The 14,812-nt window shown below is 70.5% G+C and carries 14 protein-coding genes; 12 read left to right on the forward strand and 2 right to left on the reverse strand.

Annotated elements, in window-relative coordinates; all coding sequences use genetic code 11:
* Positions 1-5: 5 nt before the first annotated feature.
* Positions 6-746, reverse strand: a complete 741-nt coding sequence (locus AC07RM_RS35995; RefSeq protein WP_296735466.1) for an IclR family transcriptional regulator — start codon at positions 744-746, stop codon at positions 6-8.
* Positions 747-854: 108 nt separating this feature from the next.
* On the opposite strand from AC07RM_RS35995, the gene AC07RM_RS36000 reads away from it, so the two are divergent.
* The 6 genes from AC07RM_RS36000 (at position 855) to AC07RM_RS36025 (ending at position 7,522) form a co-directional block, all read left to right on the forward strand.
* Positions 855-1,790: a hydroxymethylglutaryl-CoA lyase gene (locus AC07RM_RS36000; RefSeq protein WP_495337541.1), complete on the forward strand. Its 936-nt coding sequence runs from the start codon at positions 855-857 to the stop codon at positions 1,788-1,790.
* Complete coding sequence (locus tag AC07RM_RS36005) at positions 1,783-2,973, forward strand: CaiB/BaiF CoA transferase family protein (RefSeq protein ID WP_495337542.1); 1,191 nt, start codon at positions 1,783-1,785, stop codon at positions 2,971-2,973. The genes AC07RM_RS36000 and AC07RM_RS36005 overlap by 8 nt, the downstream gene beginning before the upstream one ends.
* Positions 2,974-2,977: 4 nt before the next feature.
* Positions 2,978-3,970, forward strand: coding sequence for a Bug family tripartite tricarboxylate transporter substrate binding protein (locus AC07RM_RS36010; RefSeq protein ID WP_495337543.1), 993 nt, complete (start codon positions 2,978-2,980; stop codon positions 3,968-3,970).
* 64 nt (positions 3,971-4,034) lie between these two features.
* Positions 4,035-4,961, forward strand: a complete 927-nt coding sequence (locus AC07RM_RS36015) for a LysR family transcriptional regulator (protein ID WP_093350615.1) — start codon at positions 4,035-4,037, stop codon at positions 4,959-4,961.
* 70 nt (positions 4,962-5,031) lie between these two features.
* The gene (locus tag AC07RM_RS36020; protein WP_093350618.1) at positions 5,032-5,487 is read left to right on the forward strand and encodes a DUF2214 family protein; all 456 of its coding nucleotides are present in this window, start codon (positions 5,032-5,034) and stop codon (positions 5,485-5,487) included.
* 4 nt (positions 5,488-5,491) lie between these two features.
* A complete protein-coding gene (locus tag AC07RM_RS36025) occupies positions 5,492-7,522 on the forward strand; it encodes a spermidine synthase (RefSeq protein ID WP_495337544.1) in 2,031 nt (676 codons plus the stop codon).
* A 60-nt stretch (positions 7,523-7,582) separates the two neighbouring features.
* On the opposite strand, the gene AC07RM_RS36030 is transcribed toward AC07RM_RS36025, so the two are convergent.
* Positions 7,583-7,927: a hypothetical protein gene (locus AC07RM_RS36030; protein ID WP_203204058.1), complete on the reverse strand. Its 345-nt coding sequence runs from the start codon at positions 7,925-7,927 to the stop codon at positions 7,583-7,585.
* A 131-nt stretch (positions 7,928-8,058) separates the two neighbouring features.
* Between AC07RM_RS36030 and argS the strand changes: the two genes are divergently transcribed.
* The 6 genes from argS to AC07RM_RS36060 all read left to right on the forward strand — a co-directional run bounded on the left by argS (position 8,059) and on the right by AC07RM_RS36060 (position 14,803).
* On the forward strand, positions 8,059-9,744 hold the full coding sequence (argS, locus tag AC07RM_RS36035) for an arginine--tRNA ligase (RefSeq protein WP_495337545.1): 1,686 nt from the start codon (positions 8,059-8,061) through the stop codon (positions 9,742-9,744).
* An 11-nt stretch (positions 9,745-9,755) separates the two neighbouring features.
* Entirely contained in the window at positions 9,756-10,520 is a 765-nt protein-coding gene (locus AC07RM_RS36040) for an SPOR domain-containing protein (protein ID WP_093350629.1), read from the forward strand.
* Between the two features lie 184 nt (positions 10,521-10,704).
* The gene (locus tag AC07RM_RS36045; protein ID WP_093350631.1) at positions 10,705-11,352 is read left to right on the forward strand and encodes a thiol:disulfide interchange protein DsbA/DsbL; all 648 of its coding nucleotides are present in this window, start codon (positions 10,705-10,707) and stop codon (positions 11,350-11,352) included.
* A 317-nt stretch (positions 11,353-11,669) separates the two neighbouring features.
* Positions 11,670-12,392: a lipopolysaccharide transport periplasmic protein LptA gene (gene lptA / locus AC07RM_RS36050; protein WP_431511249.1), complete on the forward strand. Its 723-nt coding sequence runs from the start codon at positions 11,670-11,672 to the stop codon at positions 12,390-12,392.
* Positions 12,389-13,183 carry an LPS export ABC transporter ATP-binding protein gene (gene lptB / locus AC07RM_RS36055; RefSeq protein WP_057595581.1) on the forward strand — a complete coding sequence of 265 codons (795 nt, stop codon included), beginning with the start codon at positions 12,389-12,391 and terminating at the stop codon, positions 13,181-13,183. Before lptA ends, lptB begins: the two co-directional genes overlap by 4 nt.
* 30 nt (positions 13,184-13,213) lie before the next feature.
* Positions 13,214-14,803, forward strand: a complete 1,590-nt coding sequence (locus tag AC07RM_RS36060) for an RNA polymerase factor sigma-54 (protein WP_495337546.1) — start codon at positions 13,214-13,216, stop codon at positions 14,801-14,803.
* The last annotated feature ends 9 nt before the right edge of the window (positions 14,804-14,812 follow it).

Consider the following 14,812-nt stretch of genomic DNA (forward strand, 5'->3'; position numbering starts at 1 on the left):
GGCGCTCAGACCAGCCCGGTCAGTTCGCGCGCCGCCGAGAGCACAGCCTCGGCGTGGCGTGCGTCGTAGCGATGCGCCGGCATGGTCAAGGTGACCGCCGCGGCCAGTCGGCCGTCGCCATGGAACACCGGCGCCGAGATGCCCGCGAGCTCGGCGCTGCGGTCGCCCACCAGCGCGCAGAAGCCCTGCGCACGGATCTCCTCGTAGCGTCGGCGTTCGGCCGCGGCGCGCGGCAGCTCGGCCTCGGGCCCCCAGGCGATCAGCACGCGCGCGCCCGCGCCGCGGTCGTTGGGCAGCAGGTCGCCGGCGCGCACGTGGTCGCGCACCACCTGCGGCGAATCGACGCGGAACTGGCACAGCCGCACCCAGCCCGTGCCCTGCGGCTGCCGCACGTGGTAGGCCGCGCTCTCGCCGGTGGCCGCGACCAGCGCGCGCAGCACCGGCAGCACGATGCGGTCGAGCGACTGCGCGGCCGCGTAGAGCCCGTGCAGCCGCGCGATCTCCGAACCGAGCGCATAGCGGCCGTCGTCCTGGCGGCGGATCAGCCGTGCGTGCTCGAGCGAGGCCAGGAGGCGCAGCACCGTGCTCTTGTAGAGCTGCGTGCGCTCGGCGAACTGCGCGAGCGACAGCGCCTCGTCGCCGGGGCGGAAGGCACCGAGCAGGCTCAAGGCGCGGTCGACCGCGGCCGCGCCTCCGGGCGCGGCGTCGCGGTCGGACATCGATTCGGTCTGGGCTTTGCGGGGCATGGGGCAGGGTGGGTGGCTTGACAGCGATGCCGGGGCCGGCGTCTAATTCTGTTCTGCAAAATATAGTTCTGTCAGATAGAACTGTCAAATAGAACTGTCGAATTTCCGATGACAACTCCCGATGTGCTCATCAGCGAGGTCGGTCCGCGCGACGGCCTGCAATCGGTCGCGGCCACCATGCCGACGGACCACAAATTGCGCTGGATCGACGCGCTGCACGCCGCCGGCGTGCGCGAGATCGAGGTCGCTTCCTTCGTGCCCGCGAAGCTGCTGCCCCAGATGGCCGACGCGGCCGAGGTGGTGCGCCATGCGATCACCCTGCCCGGCCTCACCGTGATGGCGCTGGTGCCCAACCGCAAGGGCGCGCAGGCCGCGCTCGAGGCCGGCGTGCACAAGCTCACCATGCCGGTGTCGGCCAGCGTGGCGCATTCGCTGGCCAACGTGCGCAAGACGCCGACCGAGATGGTCGAGGAGGTGCGCGCCATCGCCGAGCTGCGCCGCGCGATCGCGCCGCAGGTGAAGCTCGAGGCCGGCATCTCCACCGCCTTCGGCTGCACCCTGCAGGGCCTGGTGCCCGAGGACGACGTGATCCGCCTCGCGGCGCAGTGCATCGAGGCCGGCGCCGACGAGTCGGGCCTGTCGGACACCGTGGGCTATGCCAATCCCGCGCAGGTGCGCCGGCTGTTCAAGCGGCTGCGCGCCGAGCTCGGCCGCCACGCCGGCGCGGCCCACATGCACAACACGCGCGGCCTCGGCATCGCCAACTGCCTCGCGGCCTGGGACGAGGGCGTGCGCACCTTCGACGCCTCGCTCGGCGGCCTCGGTGGCTGCCCCTATGCGCCCGGCGCCTCGGGCAACGCGGTCACCGAGGACCTGGTCTTCATGTTCGAGGCCATGGGCGTGCGCACCGGCATCGACATCGCCAGACTCATCGCGGCGCGCGCGCCGCTCATGGCCGGCCTGCCCGGCGAACCGGTCTACGGCATGACGCCCGAGGCCGGCCTGCCCAAGGGTTTCGTCCAGGAGAACACCGCACATGGCTGACACCAATCCGCTGCCCTACGCCGGCGTGCGCGTGGTCGAGTTCACCCACATGGTGATGGGCCCGACCTGCGGCCTGATCCTGGCCGACCTCGGCGCCGAGGTCATCAAGGTCGAGCCGGTCGAGGGCGACAACACGCGCCGCCTGCTCGGCTCGGGCGCGGGTTTCTTCCCGACCTTCAACCGCAACAAGAAGAGCATCGCGCTCGACCTCAAGCAGCCCGAGGGCATCGAGGCCGCGCTGCGGCTGATCGCCACGGCCGACATCGTGAGCGAGAACTTCAAGCCCGGCACGATGAAGAAGCTGGGCCTCGACTACGACACGCTCAAGACCCTGCACCCGGGCCTGATCTACGTGAGCCACAAGGGCTTCCTGCCCGGTCCCTACGACCACCGCACCGCGCTCGACGAGGTGGTGCAGATGATGGGCGGCCTGGCCTACATGACCGGCCGCGCGGGCGATCCGCTGCGCGCGGGCACCAGCGTCAACGACATCATGGGCGGCATGTTCGGCGCCATCGGCGCGATGGCCGCGCTGCGCCAGCGCGAGCTCACGGGCAAGGGCTGCGAGGTGCAGTCGGCGCTGTTCGAGAACAACGTGTTCCTGGTGGCGCAGCACATGATGCAGTTCGCCGCCACCGGCAAGCCAGCCGACCCGATGCCCAGCCGCATCTCGGCCTGGGCGGTGTACGACGTGTTCACCGTCAAGGACGGCGAGCAGATCTTCCTCGCGGCCGTCAGCGACAAGCAGTGGGCCGTGTTCTGCCAGGCCTTCGGCCTCGAGGAACTGGCGGCCGACCCGCGCCTGAAGACCAACAACGACCGCGTGCTGGCGCGCGAATGGATGATGCCGATCCTGCGCTCGCACCTCGCCGGGCGCAGCGCGGCCGAGCTCGCCGCGGTGTTCGAGCAGAACGAGCTGCCGTTCGCGCCCATCACCAAGCCGCAGGCGCTGTTCGACGACCCGCACCTCAACGCCACCGGCGGCCTCGCGCCGGTGCGCATGAACGACGGCCACATGGCCAAGGTGCCGCTGGCACCGTTCACCCTCGATGGCGTGCGGCCCGGCATCCGCCTGCAGCCGCCGCGCCTGGGCGAACACACCGTCGAGCTGCTGCGCGAAGCCGGCTACGACGACGCAGCGATCGAGGCGCTCCGGCGCCGCCACATCACCACAGGAGACTGATCCCATGACATCCATCCCACGGCGCGGCCTGCTGGCCGGCGCCGCGACCGCGTTCGCCTGCGCCCTGGCGCTCACCGCCTGGCCGGCCCACGCCGACACCGCCTGGCCCGACAAGCCGGTGCGCCTGGTCGTGCCCTACACGCCCGGCGGCGCCACCGACATCGTCGCGCGGCTGGTCGCGCAGAAGCTCGCCGAGGACACGAAGTGGAGCTTCATCGTCGACAACCGCGCGGGCGGCAACGGCAACATCGGCATCGACGTGGTGGCCAAGGCCAAGCCCGACGGCTACACCATCGGCATGGGCCAGACCGCGAACCTCGCGATCAACCCGACGCTGTTCCCGAAGATGCCCTACGACGCGCTGAAGGACGTGGTGCCGGTCTCGGTCGTCGCCGCGCAGCCCGTGGTGCTGGTGGTGCGCGCCGACTCGCCCTACCGCTCGCTGGCCGACTTCGTCGCCGCGGCCAAGGCCAGGCCCGGCGAGATCAAGCAGGCGCTGGCCGGCACCGGCACCCTGGGCCACATGGCCGGCGAGGTGCTTGCCAAGCGCGTGGGCTTCAAGGTGCTCAACGTGCCCTACAAGGGCGCGGCGCCGGCCATCACCGACCTGCTCGGCGGCCAGACCGACTGCATGTTCGCGACGCCACAGGGCGCGCTGTCGATGGTCAAGGCCGGCAAGCTGCGCGCGCTGGCCGTGACCTCGGCCAGGCGGCTGCCGGTGATGCCCGACATCCCCACCGTGGCCGAGACCTACAAGGGCTTCGAGGCGGTCGACTGGAAGGCAGTGGTGGTGCCCGCGGGCACGCCGAGCGAGATCGTGAAGAAGCTCAACGCCGCGATCGACAAGGCGCTGGCCAAGCCCGCGACCATCGCGCAGCTGCAGGCCGAGGGCAGCATGCCGGTGGGCGGTAGCCCCGAGCAGGCGGCGCAGTACGTGCGCGCCGAGCATGCGCGCTGGGGCGCCGCGGTGCGCGAGGCCGGGGTGCAGCCCGAATAACCGGTCCCCGGGATGAGCCCGCGCGGCGCCGGGCTTCCCGCCGCCTCTATATAGTTCGGGCGCCATGGACCGCCTGAAGCAGCTCGAATCCTTCGTCTCGGTCGCCACGCGCGGCAGCCTCACCGCGGCCGCCAAGGCCGAGGGCGTGGCGCCCGCGATCATGGGGCGCCGGCTCGATGCGCTCGAGGAGCGCCTGGGCGTGAAGCTGCTGGTTCGCACCACGCGGCGCATCACGCTCACGCACGAGGGCAGCGCCTTCCTCGAGGACTGCCAGCGCCTGCTGGTGGAGTTCGCCAATGCCGAGGCCAGCGTGAGCGCGGGCGGCGTCAAGGCCAGCGGCCACCTGCGCGTGACCGCGCCCGCGGGCTTCGGCCGGCGCCACGTCGCGCCGCTGGTGCCGCGCTTCCATGCGCTGCATCCCGAGGTGACGATCTCGCTGAACCTCAGCGACCGCGTGGTCGACGTGGCCGGCGAGAGCTTCGATTGCGCCGTGCGCGTGGGCGACCTGCCCGATTCCTCGCTGGTCAGCGTGCGGCTGGCCGACAACCGGCGCCGCTGCGTGGCCACGCCCGAGTTCGTGCTGCGCCACGGCGCGCCGCGCCATCCGAACGAGCTCTCGCGCTTCGCCTGCCTGGCGCTCACCAGCGATGCCTCGCAGACGCGCGGCTGGGCCTTCCGCATTCCCGATGCCCAGGGCGGCCACGAGCTGATCCACCTGCGGCCCAGCGGCCCGCTCGACTGCTCCGACGGCCAGGTGCTGCACGACTGGTGCCTGGCCGGCCACGGCATCGCCTGGCGCAGCACCTGGGAGGTCGAGGCCGAGATCGACGCCGGGCTGCTGGTGCCGCTGCTCGACGAGTTCGCGGCACCGCCCAACGGCATCTACGCGGTGTTCGCGGGCGCCAAGCACCTGCCGCTGCGCGTGCGACTGTGGCTTGATTTCCTCAAAGACCAATACGGGCGGCCCGAATTCTGGGGTGGACGGACCTGAGCCGGGCGCGCGGCTGCACAATCTGTTTGCATTTGCAAACCCCACGCGCCCCGACGAAGAGAACGCCACGATGACCCTCGAAGCCATCCTCGCCTACCTGCATCTGCTGGCCATCCTCACGATGGTCGTCTTCATCGCCAGCGAGGCGGCGCTGTGCCGCGTCGAGTGGCTCAATGCCGCGGTGGTCGAGCGGCTCGCGCGCGTCGACATGGTCTACGGCATCGCCGCCGTGTCCGTGCTGCTGACCGGCATCGCGCGCACCCTCTGGGGCGTGAAGGGCACGGCCTGGTACTGGACCAATCCGCTGCTGCACCTGAAGCTGGGCCTGTTCATCGTGGTCGGCGTGCTGTCGATCTTCCCGACCCTCAACTACCTGCGCTGGCGCAAGGCGCTGCGCGCCAGCGGCACGCTGCCTTCGGAGGCCGAGGTGAAGAAGACGCGCAAGCTGGTGATGATCCAGGCCCACCTGATCGCCGTGATCCCGCTGGCCGCGGTGTTCTTCGCGCGCGGCTTCGGCAGCAAGTAGCCGCATGGCGAGCGCCGGCATCCAGCTCCTGTTTGCCGGCACGATCTTCGGCAGCGCCTTCCTTCTCTTCCTCGTCCAGCCGCTGATCGCCAAGCAGATCCTGCCGTGGTTCGGCGGCTCGGCCGCCGTGTGGTCGATCTGCATGGTGTTCTTCCAGGTCGCGCTGCTCGCGGGCTATGCCTATTCGGACTGGATCTCGCGCCACCTGCGCATGCGCGCGCAGGCGCTGCTGCATGTGGCGCTGCTGCTCGCGAGCCTGGCCTTCCTGCCGATCGTGGCCGGCGCGCAGTGGAAGCCGGCCGGCGCCGAGGACCCGGCCTGGCGCATCCTGGGCCTGCTGGTCGGCACCATCGGCCTGCCGTATTTCCTGCTCTCGACCACCGGGCCGCTGGTGCAGTCCTGGGTGTCGCGCACGCCCTGGGGCGCGCGCGTGTACCGCTACTTCTCACTGTCGAACCTCGCATCGCTGCTGTCGCTGCTGAGCTACCCGGTGCTGATCGAGCCGCGCAGCACGCTGATGCAGCAGGCCATCGGCTGGTCGTGGGGCTACGCGGGCTTCGTCGTGCTCTGCGCGGGCACCACGCTGTACATGGCGCGCCGCTGGAACCACGACCTGCCGGCCGCCGCCACGTCCACCGATGCGCCCGTCGCGGCACCGCGCCGCATCGACCAGCTGCTGTGGCTCGCGCTGCCCGCGCTCGGCTCCTGGCTGCTGCTGGCCGTCACCAACCACATCACGCAGAACATCGCGGCCGTGCCCTTCCTCTGGGTGCTGCCGCTGTCGCTCTACCTGCTGACCTTCGTGCTGTGCTTCGAGAGCGACCGCTGGTACCGGCGCGGCCTGTTCGTGCCGCTCGCGGCCGCGATGCTGGCGCTGTGCGCCTACCAGCTGCAGGACGGCGCCGGGCTCAAGATCCACACCGCGCTGACGATCCACGTGGCGGGCCTGTTCGTGCTGTGCATGTTCCTGCACGGCGAGACCGCGCGGCTGCGGCCCGGTCCCGCGCACCTCACGCGCTTCTACCTGATGCTCTCGCTGGGCGGCGCCATCGGCGGCGTGACGGTCGGGCTGGGCGCGCCCTACCTGCTGCCGGCCTACTACGAGCTCGGCATCGGGCTGGTGCTGGCCGCGCTGCTCGGCGCGCTGGTGCTGCGCGCGCGCTGGCTGCTGTGGGTGCCCGGCGTGGGGCTCGCGGCCTGCTGCGGCTGGCTGCTCTCGGAGCAGGTGCGCAGCGACCACGAGGGCCTGCGCACCCTGGGGCGCAATTTCTACGGCTCGATGCACACCTACGACGTGCGGCGCCAGGACCCGCCCGACTACGTGCGCCAGTTCGTCCACGGCTCGATCAAGCATGGCGAGCAGTTCCTCTCGCCCGAGCGCCGCCGCGAACCCACCACCTACTACGGCGCCACCTCGGGCATCGGCCGGGCCATCGAGGCGCTGCCGATCGGCGCGCGCCGCGTCGGGCTGATCGGGCTGGGCGCCGGCACGCTCGCGACCTACGGGCGCACGGGCGACGTCTACCGCTTCTACGAGATCAATCCCGAGGTGTTCGACATCGCGGACCGCGAGTTCACCTTCCTGCGCGACAGCCGCGCGCGGATCGAGCGCGTGCTCGGCGACGCGCGGCTGGCGCTGGAGCGCGAGAGCGCGCAGGGCTTCGACGTGCTGGCGGTCGATGCCTTCTCGGGCGACTCGGTGCCGGTGCACCTGCTGACCGCGCAGGCCATGCAGGTCTATCTGCGGCACCTGCGGCCCGACGGCGTGGTGGCCTTCCACGTCACCAACCACTTCCTCGCGCTCGCGCCCGTGGTGGCCCGCATCGCGCAGTCGCAGGGGCTGCATGCGGTGCTGGTCAGCGACGACGCGGAGGATTCGGCCTGGCTGCACGCCACCGACTGGGTGCTGGTGGCGCGCGATCCGCAGGTGCTCGCGCGTGCACCGATCGCCGCGGCGGCCCAGCCGATCGCGGTCGACCCGGCCGCGCGGCCCTGGACCGACGACTACAACAACCTGTTGGGCGTGCTCAAGTAACAAAGCCCGCACGAGGCGGGCTTTGTTCACAAAGGTTGCTCAGAAACGCGGTTTCGGGTCTCAGCCCTTGGCGGCGTCCGCTTCGCACTTCTTGACGAAGCTGTTCTTGGCGGCGCCGGCGAGCGCCTTGCCGTTCTTGTCGACCGCCTTGGCGGCGCAGGCGGGGGCGGCGGCGGCCTTGGCTTCCTTCTCGCACTTCTTGATCGAGCTGGCCTTGGCGGCGCCGGCCAGGGCCTTGCCGTTCTTGTCGACGGCCTTGGCTTCGCAGCCGCCGGCGGCTGCGGCGGGGGCCGCCGCGGCGGGAGCGGCCGGGGTGGCGGCCTTGTCCTGGGCCTGGGCGGCGCCGAAGGAAAGGCAGGCGCCGAGCGCGATGGTGGAGGCGACCAGGGAAAGGAGCTTCTTCATGGTGTGTGTCCTTGCAAATGGGTTGTGACAGTGGCTGCCCCGCCTCGGGGTTGACCATCGTAACGGGCGAAGGGGACGGTCGGATGACGATCGTCAACTGCGACCGAGTTTGCCCCCGGTAAAATTCGCCGATGCTATTGGTCAAACAAGAGCTGCTCGCGGCGCTCGCGAACACGCTCGAATCCCTCTCGCCCGGCGCCGGCCTCAAGGCCGCGTTCGAGTCTCCCAAGGTCGCGGCCCACGGCGACTTCGCCAGCAATGCCGCCATGCAGCTGGCCAAGCCGCTCGGCCGCAAGCCGCGCGAGCTCGCTGAGGAACTGAGCGCCGCGCTGCTCGCCACCCCCGCCTTCGCCCAATGGGTGCAGGCGGTCGAGGTCGCCGGCCCCGGCTTCCTCAACATCCGCCTGAAGACCGCCGCCAAGCAGCAGGTGGTGCGCGAGGTGCTCGACGCCGGCGCCGCCTTCGGCCAGCGCCCGGCCACCGGCGAGAAGGTGCTGGTCGAGTTCGTCTCGGCCAATCCCACCGGCCCGCTGCACGTGGGCCACGGCCGCCAGGCCGCGCTCGGCGACGCCATCTGCAACCTGCGCGCCTCGCAGGGCGAGCAGGTCTGGCGCGAGTACTACTACAACGACGCCGGCGTGCAGATCCAGACCCTGGCCAACAGCACGCAGCTGCGCGCGCGCGGCTTCAAGCCCGGCGACGCCGAATGGCCGAGCGGCGAGAAGGCCGCGGCCTACAACGGCGACTACATCGCCGACATCGCGGCCGACTTCATCGCCAGGAAGACCGTGAAGTCGGAGGACCGCGAGGTCACGGCCAGCGGCGACATCGAGGACCTGGAGGCGATCCGCGAGTTCGCCGTCGCCTACCTGCGCCGCGAGCAGGACCTGGACCTGCAGGCCTTCCGCGTGCGCTTCGACCAGTACTACCTCGAGTCCAGCCTCTACACCAGCGGCCGCGTCGAGCGCGCGGTGGCGCAGCTGGTCGCCGCGGGCAAGACCTACGAGCAGGACGGCGCGCTGTGGCTCAAGTCGACCGACTACGGCGACGACAAGGACCGCGTGATGAAGAAGCAGGACGGCACGTACACCTACTTCGTGCCCGACGTCGCCTATCACATCGCCAAGTGGGAGCGCGGCTTCCACAAGGTCATCAACATCCAGGGTACCGACCACCACGGCACCATCGCGCGCGTGCGCGCCGGGCTGCAGGCGGTGGGCGAGGGCATTCCCGAGGGCTATCCCGACTACGTGCTGCACACCATGGTGCGCGTCACCAAGGGCGGCGAGGAGGTCAAGATCAGCAAGCGCGCCGGCAGCTACGTCACGCTGCGCGACCTGATCGAGTGGACCAGCACCGACGCCGTGCGCTTCTTCCTGCTGAGCCGCAAGCCCGACACCGAATACACCTTCGACGTCGACCTGGCCGTGGCGCAGAACAACGACAACCCGGTGTACTACGTGCAGTACGCGCATGCGCGCATCTGCTCGGTGCTCGCGGCCTGGGGCGGCGACGCGGCCGTGCTGCAGGGCGTCGACCTGTCGCCGCTCGAGAGCCCGGCGGCCCAGTCGCTGATGCTGCTGCTGGCCAAGTACCCCGAGATGCTGAGCGCCGCGGCCAAGGATTTCGCGCCGCACGACGTCACCTTCTACCTGCGCGAACTGGCGGCCACGTACCACAGCTACTACGACGCCGAGCGCATCCTGGTCGACGACGAGGCCGTGAAGCTGGCGCGCCTGGCGCTGGTCGCCGCGACCGCGCAGGTGCTGCACAATGGCCTCGCGATCCTCGGCGTCACCGCGCCGCGCAAGATGTGAACCCCCTCCCCATGAAGAAGACAACCAGACAACGCGGCAACATCGTCATCGGCCTGATCATCGGGCTGGTGCTCGGCCTGGGCGTCGCGCTGGGTATCGCGGTCTACGTGACCAAGGTGCCGATCCCCTTCGTCACCAAGACGCAGCGCGGCGGTGCCGAGCAGGACGAGGCCGAGGCGCGCAAGAACCGCGACTGGGACCCGAACGCCCCGCTGGCCGGCAAGCCGCAGCAGCCGCGCCCCGCGGCCGCCGGCCCGGTCGGCGCGCCGCCTGCCGGCGACGGCAGCAATCCCGCCACCGCCACGGTCTCGCCCGGCACCCCGCCGCCCACGGCGCCGGTGCCGGTGGTGGTCGCGCCCAAGCCCGCGCGGCCCGCGCCGGTGCCGGCCGAGGCCAACGCGCTGCCGCCCTCGAACGATCCGCTCGGCGACCTGGCCCGGGCCCGCGCCGGCAGCGTCGGCGGCAGCACCACGGTGGCCGCCGCCCCGTCGTCGAGCAGCGGCAATGCCGCGGCCGCCACCGGCTCCGGCGGTGCCGATCCCTTCATGTACTTCGTGCAGGCCGGCGCCTTCCGCACCACCGAGGACGCCGAGGCGCAGCGCGCCAAGCTCTCGCTGATGGGCGTCGAGGCCCGCGTGACCGAGCGCGAGCAGGCCGGCCGCACCGTCTACCGCGTGCGCGCCGGTCCGTTCAACAAGAAGGACGACGCCGACCGCCTCAAGGAGCGGATGGACGGCGCCGGCCTCGACTCGGCGCTGGTGCGCGTCCAGCGCTGAGCGCCGTCCGGCCGGGGAGCGCCGCCGCCGGGTGGCCTCTCCCGACAACGGTCATGGTTTTTCTTTAAGCTTCGCCGCGGTCCGCGCCGCCCCCGGTTTCCCGGAGCCCCGAGCACCGCGCGCGGGAACTCCGCTTCATCGGCCCGGCTCAGTCTGCCGTCTACCAACTGGAGAGCTCTTTCCCATGAAACGTCGTGATTTCTCGCTGGCCGTCGCCGCTGGCTCGCTCGGCCTGATGGCCCATCTGCCCGCGCAAGCCCAGGCCCGCGCACCGAAGGCCGGCACCGAATACCTCGTGCTCGACAAGCGCGTGCCGGTCGACGCACCGGCCGGCAAGATCGAGGTGATCGAGTTCTTCTCGTACAACTGCCCGCACTGCAACGACTTCGAGCCCGCGCTCGAGGCCTGGGCCAAGGGCCAGCCCAAGGACGTGGTGCTGCGCCGCGTGCCGGTGCCCTTCGTGGGCAACGACGTCGAAGCCAAGCAGCGCCTGTACTACGCGCTCGAGGCGCTGGGCAAGGTCGACGAGTACCAGCCCAAGGTCTTCAACGCGATCCACGCCCAGCGCCAGAACGTGAACGGCGACGCCAACATCGTGGCCTGGGCCGAGAAGAACGGCCTGGACGGCGCGAAGTTCAAGGAGCTGTTCACCTCCTTCGGCGTGGCGAGCAAGGCCAAGCGCGCCTCGCAGCTGACCGAGGCCTACAAGGTGGCCGGCGTGCCCGCGCTGGCCGTGGCCGGCCGCTGGTACGTGGACGGCGAGCTCGCCGGCAACATGAACAAGGCGCTGGCCGTCACCAACTATCTGATCGGCGAAGCCCGCAAGGGTTGACAAGGTGTGAATAAACCTACTGCGCGCCCCGATCTCGCACCTGCGGTCCTCACCGTACAGAGTACGGCTCCGGTCCTCGGCGCGACCTCGGGGCGCTCGCTACGGTTTCTTCACACCTTGTAGCCGCCCCGCCGCCGGGAGGCCGGAATCCCATCGAGGGTTCCGGGGCGGCCGGGCCGTCATCCGGCCGGTCGGCAGAACGCGGGGCGATCCCGCGGGGTGCCGTGCCCGGGTTCGCCGCCCCGGGGCTTTTTCATCCGCGCGCATGGGTCTGGCGCGATGGGCCGCATACAATGCAGAGCAAGTTTCGTGCCTCTATGACATCGCACTCTCACCCCACCTCCTCCCTTCGCCGCACCGGTCGCCTCGTGCTGGCCGCGCTGCTGCTGGCCGGCTCCGCCGCCGCTGCCCTGGCCGAAACGGCCGACCGGACCAAGCCGATGAACATCGAATCCGATTCGATGCGCTACGACGATCTCAAGCAGACCAGCGTCTTCACCGGCAACGTGGTGGTCACCAAGGGCACCATCATCATCCGCGGCGCGCGCATCGACGTGCGCCAGGACCCCGAGGGCTACCAGTACGGCGTGGTCACCGCGGCGCCCGGCAAGCTCGCCTATTACAAGCAGAAGCGCAACGGCAACGGCGACGAGTGGATCGAGGGCGAGTCCGAGGTCATCGAGTACGACAGCCGTGCCGACAACGTCAAGTTCATCCGCCGCGCCGTCATGCGCCGCCTGGTCGGCGCCACGCCCAACGACGAGAGCAGCGGCGCGCTGATCGTCTACGACCAGAGCAACGACACCTACACCGTCAACGGCTCGACCGTGCCGCCCAACGCCGGCGTGTCGGCGCCAGGTGGCGGTGGCCGCGTCAAGGCCATCCTCACGCCGAAGTCGGCCGCGCCCGCCGCACCGGGTGCGCCCGGCGCCTCGGCGCCGGCCACGCGCCGTCCCGCGGCCCCGGCACCCACGCCGGCACCGGGCGCCGGACTGCGCTCCACCACCACGCTGAGCGGCGAAGGGGAAGAACGCAAGTGATCGAAGCCGCCGGAACCCAGGAAGCCAACGGCGTGCCGGGCAGCCGCCTCGTCGCGCGCGGCCTGCAGAAGAGCTATGGCAGCCGCAAGGTGGTCAAGGACGTCTCGCTCGACGTGCAGAAGGGCGAAGTGGTCGGACTGCTCGGGCCCAACGGCGCCGGGAAGACCACCTCGTTCTACATGATCGTCGGGCTGGTGCGCGCCGACGCGGGCGAGATCTCCATCGACGGCGAGCCGATCGCCCACATGCCGATCCACCGCCGCGCGCGCATGGGCCTGAGCTACCTGCCGCAGGAGGCCTCGATCTTCCGCAAGCTCACGGTCGAGGAGAACGTGCGCGCGGTGCTCGAGCTGCAGCGCGAGCCCGATGCCAACGGCCGGCCGCAGGCGCTGTCGAAGCAGCGCATGGAAGAGCGCCTGTCGGAGCTGCTGGCCGACCTGCGCGTCGACCACCTGCGCGATTCGCCCGCGCTCGCGCTGTCGGGCGGCGAACGCCGCCGCGTCGAGATCGCGCGCGCGCTGGCCACCCAGCCGCGCTTCATCCTGCTCGACGAACCCTTCGCCGGCATCGACCCGATCGCGGTGATCGAGATCCAGCGCATCATCAGCTTCCTGAAGGAACGCGGCATCGGCGTGCTGATCACCGACCACAACGTGCGCGAGACGCTGGGCATCTGCGACCACGCCTTCATCATCAGCGACGGCCATGTGCTGGCACAGGGCACGCCCTCGGAGATCGTCGACAACGCCGAAGTGCGCCGGGTCTACCTGGGCGAGCACTTCCGGATGTGATGACCCTCGTGCAAGTCATTTCCTGAGGGCATGAAACAAGGCTTGTCGCTGCGCGTTTCGCAGCATCTCGCGCTGACGCCTCAGCTGCAGCAGTCGATCCGGCTGCTGCAGCTCTCCACGCTCGAACTGAGCCAGGAGGTCGAGCAGATGCTCGACGAGAACCCCTTCCTCGAGCGCACCGCCGAGGAAGCCGCGCGCGAGGAGTTCGGCCTCGACGCCGCCGACACGCCCGCGCCGCGCGAGGACACCGAGCGCGAGGCAGAGAGCGACTACGCGAGCGCCGCGCCTTCGACTTCGACCACGTCCACCGAGACCGCCTCGTCGTCCGAGGCCGAGCCGGCCCTCGACTCGCCCGAGCGCGAGCCCGACTGGGAAGGCGACGGCACCGTCGACATGGCGCCCGACGACAGCGAGTGGGGCAGCGACGCGCCCGCGCGCAACAACAGCAGCACCGGCGACGACGAGCGCGCCGATGCCACCGAGCTCGCGCGCAGCCAGGAATCGCTGCAGTCCTTCCTGCACCGCCAGGCGCTGAGCCTGCGGCTCAACGAGAACGACAGCGCCGCGCTGCGCTTCTTGATCGAGTCGCTCAACGACGACGGCTACCTCGAGGATTCGCTGCCGGCGCTGGCCTCGGGCCTCGCTGGCGACGACAACGACCAGTTCGACGAACTGGTGCACCACTTCCAGGTCGCGCTCGGCCTGCTGCAGAGCCTGGAGCCCGCGGGCGTGGGCGCGCGCGACCTCGGCGAATGCCTCGCGATCCAGCTGCGCGCGCTGGCTGACGAGGACGAGACCGAGGAAGAAGAGCTGGTGCGCAAGACCGCGCTCGCCATCTGCAAGCAGCCGATGGAGTTGCTCGCGCGGCGCGACTTCAAGCGCCTGGCCACGCTCACGCGCACCAACGAGGAACTGGTGCGTTCGGCGCTGCAGATCATCGCGCGGCTCGAACCCAAGCCGGGCCGCCGCTTCGTCGACGTCGAACGCAACATCGTCATCCCCGACGTGATCGTCACCAAGACCGGCCGCGGCACCAACGTGAAGTTCCGCGTCATGCTCAACCCCGAGGTGATGCCGCGGCTGCGCGTGCACGACATCTATGCCGGCGCGCTCAAGTCGCACAAGGGCGAGGGCAGCCAGGCGCTGTCGCAGCGGCTGCAGGAGGCGCGCTGGTTCATCAAGAACATCCAGCAGCGCTTCGACACCATCCTGCGCGTGAGCAACGCCATCGTCGAGCGGCAGAAGAGCTACTTCGTGCACGGCGAGCTCGCGATGCGCCCGCTGGTGCTGCGCGAGATCGCCGACGAGCTCGGGCTGCACGAGTCCACCATCTCGCGCGTGACCACCGCCAAGTACATGTCGACGCCCTTCGGCACGGTCGAGCTCAAGTACTTCTTCGGCTCGGCGCTGGGCACCGAGACCGGCGGCAATGCCTCGAGCACCGCGGTGCGCGCGCTGATCAAGCAGTTCGTCGGTTCGGAGAGCGTGAAGAAGCCGCTGTCGGACAGCCAGATCTCCGAGATGCTCAAGGAGCAGGGCATCGAGTGCGCGCGCCGCACCGTCGCCAAGTACCGCGAGGCGCTGCGCATCGCGCCCGCCAACCTGCGCAAGGCCCTGTAGAAAGTCCCC

It is taken from the genome of Variovorax sp. GW821-FHT09B05 (assembly GCF_059418265.1).

Bases quoted from the DNA above. Each gene is read 5' to 3' on its own strand.
- AC07RM_RS35995 (WP_296735466.1), bottom strand. From the start codon at position 746: ATGCCCCGCAAAGCCCAGACCGAATCGATGTCCGACCGCGACGCCGCG.
- AC07RM_RS36000 (WP_495337541.1), top strand. From the start codon at position 855: ATGACAACTCCCGATGTGCTCATCAGCGAGGTCGGTCCGCGCGACGGC.
- AC07RM_RS36005 (WP_495337542.1), top strand. From the start codon at position 1,783: ATGGCTGACACCAATCCGCTGCCCTACGCCGGCGTGCGCGTGGTCGAG.
- AC07RM_RS36010 (WP_495337543.1), top strand. From the start codon at position 2,978: ATGACATCCATCCCACGGCGCGGCCTGCTGGCCGGCGCCGCGACCGCG.
- AC07RM_RS36015 (WP_093350615.1), top strand. From the start codon at position 4,035: ATGGACCGCCTGAAGCAGCTCGAATCCTTCGTCTCGGTCGCCACGCGC.
- AC07RM_RS36020 (WP_093350618.1), top strand. From the start codon at position 5,032: ATGACCCTCGAAGCCATCCTCGCCTACCTGCATCTGCTGGCCATCCTC.
- AC07RM_RS36025 (WP_495337544.1), top strand. From the start codon at position 5,492: ATGGCGAGCGCCGGCATCCAGCTCCTGTTTGCCGGCACGATCTTCGGC.
- AC07RM_RS36030 (WP_203204058.1), bottom strand. From the start codon at position 7,927: ATGAAGAAGCTCCTTTCCCTGGTCGCCTCCACCATCGCGCTCGGCGCC.
- argS (WP_495337545.1), top strand. From the start codon at position 8,059: ATGCTATTGGTCAAACAAGAGCTGCTCGCGGCGCTCGCGAACACGCTC.
- AC07RM_RS36040 (WP_093350629.1), top strand. From the start codon at position 9,756: ATGAAGAAGACAACCAGACAACGCGGCAACATCGTCATCGGCCTGATC.
- AC07RM_RS36045 (WP_093350631.1), top strand. From the start codon at position 10,705: ATGAAACGTCGTGATTTCTCGCTGGCCGTCGCCGCTGGCTCGCTCGGC.
- lptA (WP_431511249.1), top strand. From the start codon at position 11,670: ATGACATCGCACTCTCACCCCACCTCCTCCCTTCGCCGCACCGGTCGC.
- AC07RM_RS36060 (WP_495337546.1), top strand. From the start codon at position 13,214: ATGAAACAAGGCTTGTCGCTGCGCGTTTCGCAGCATCTCGCGCTGACG.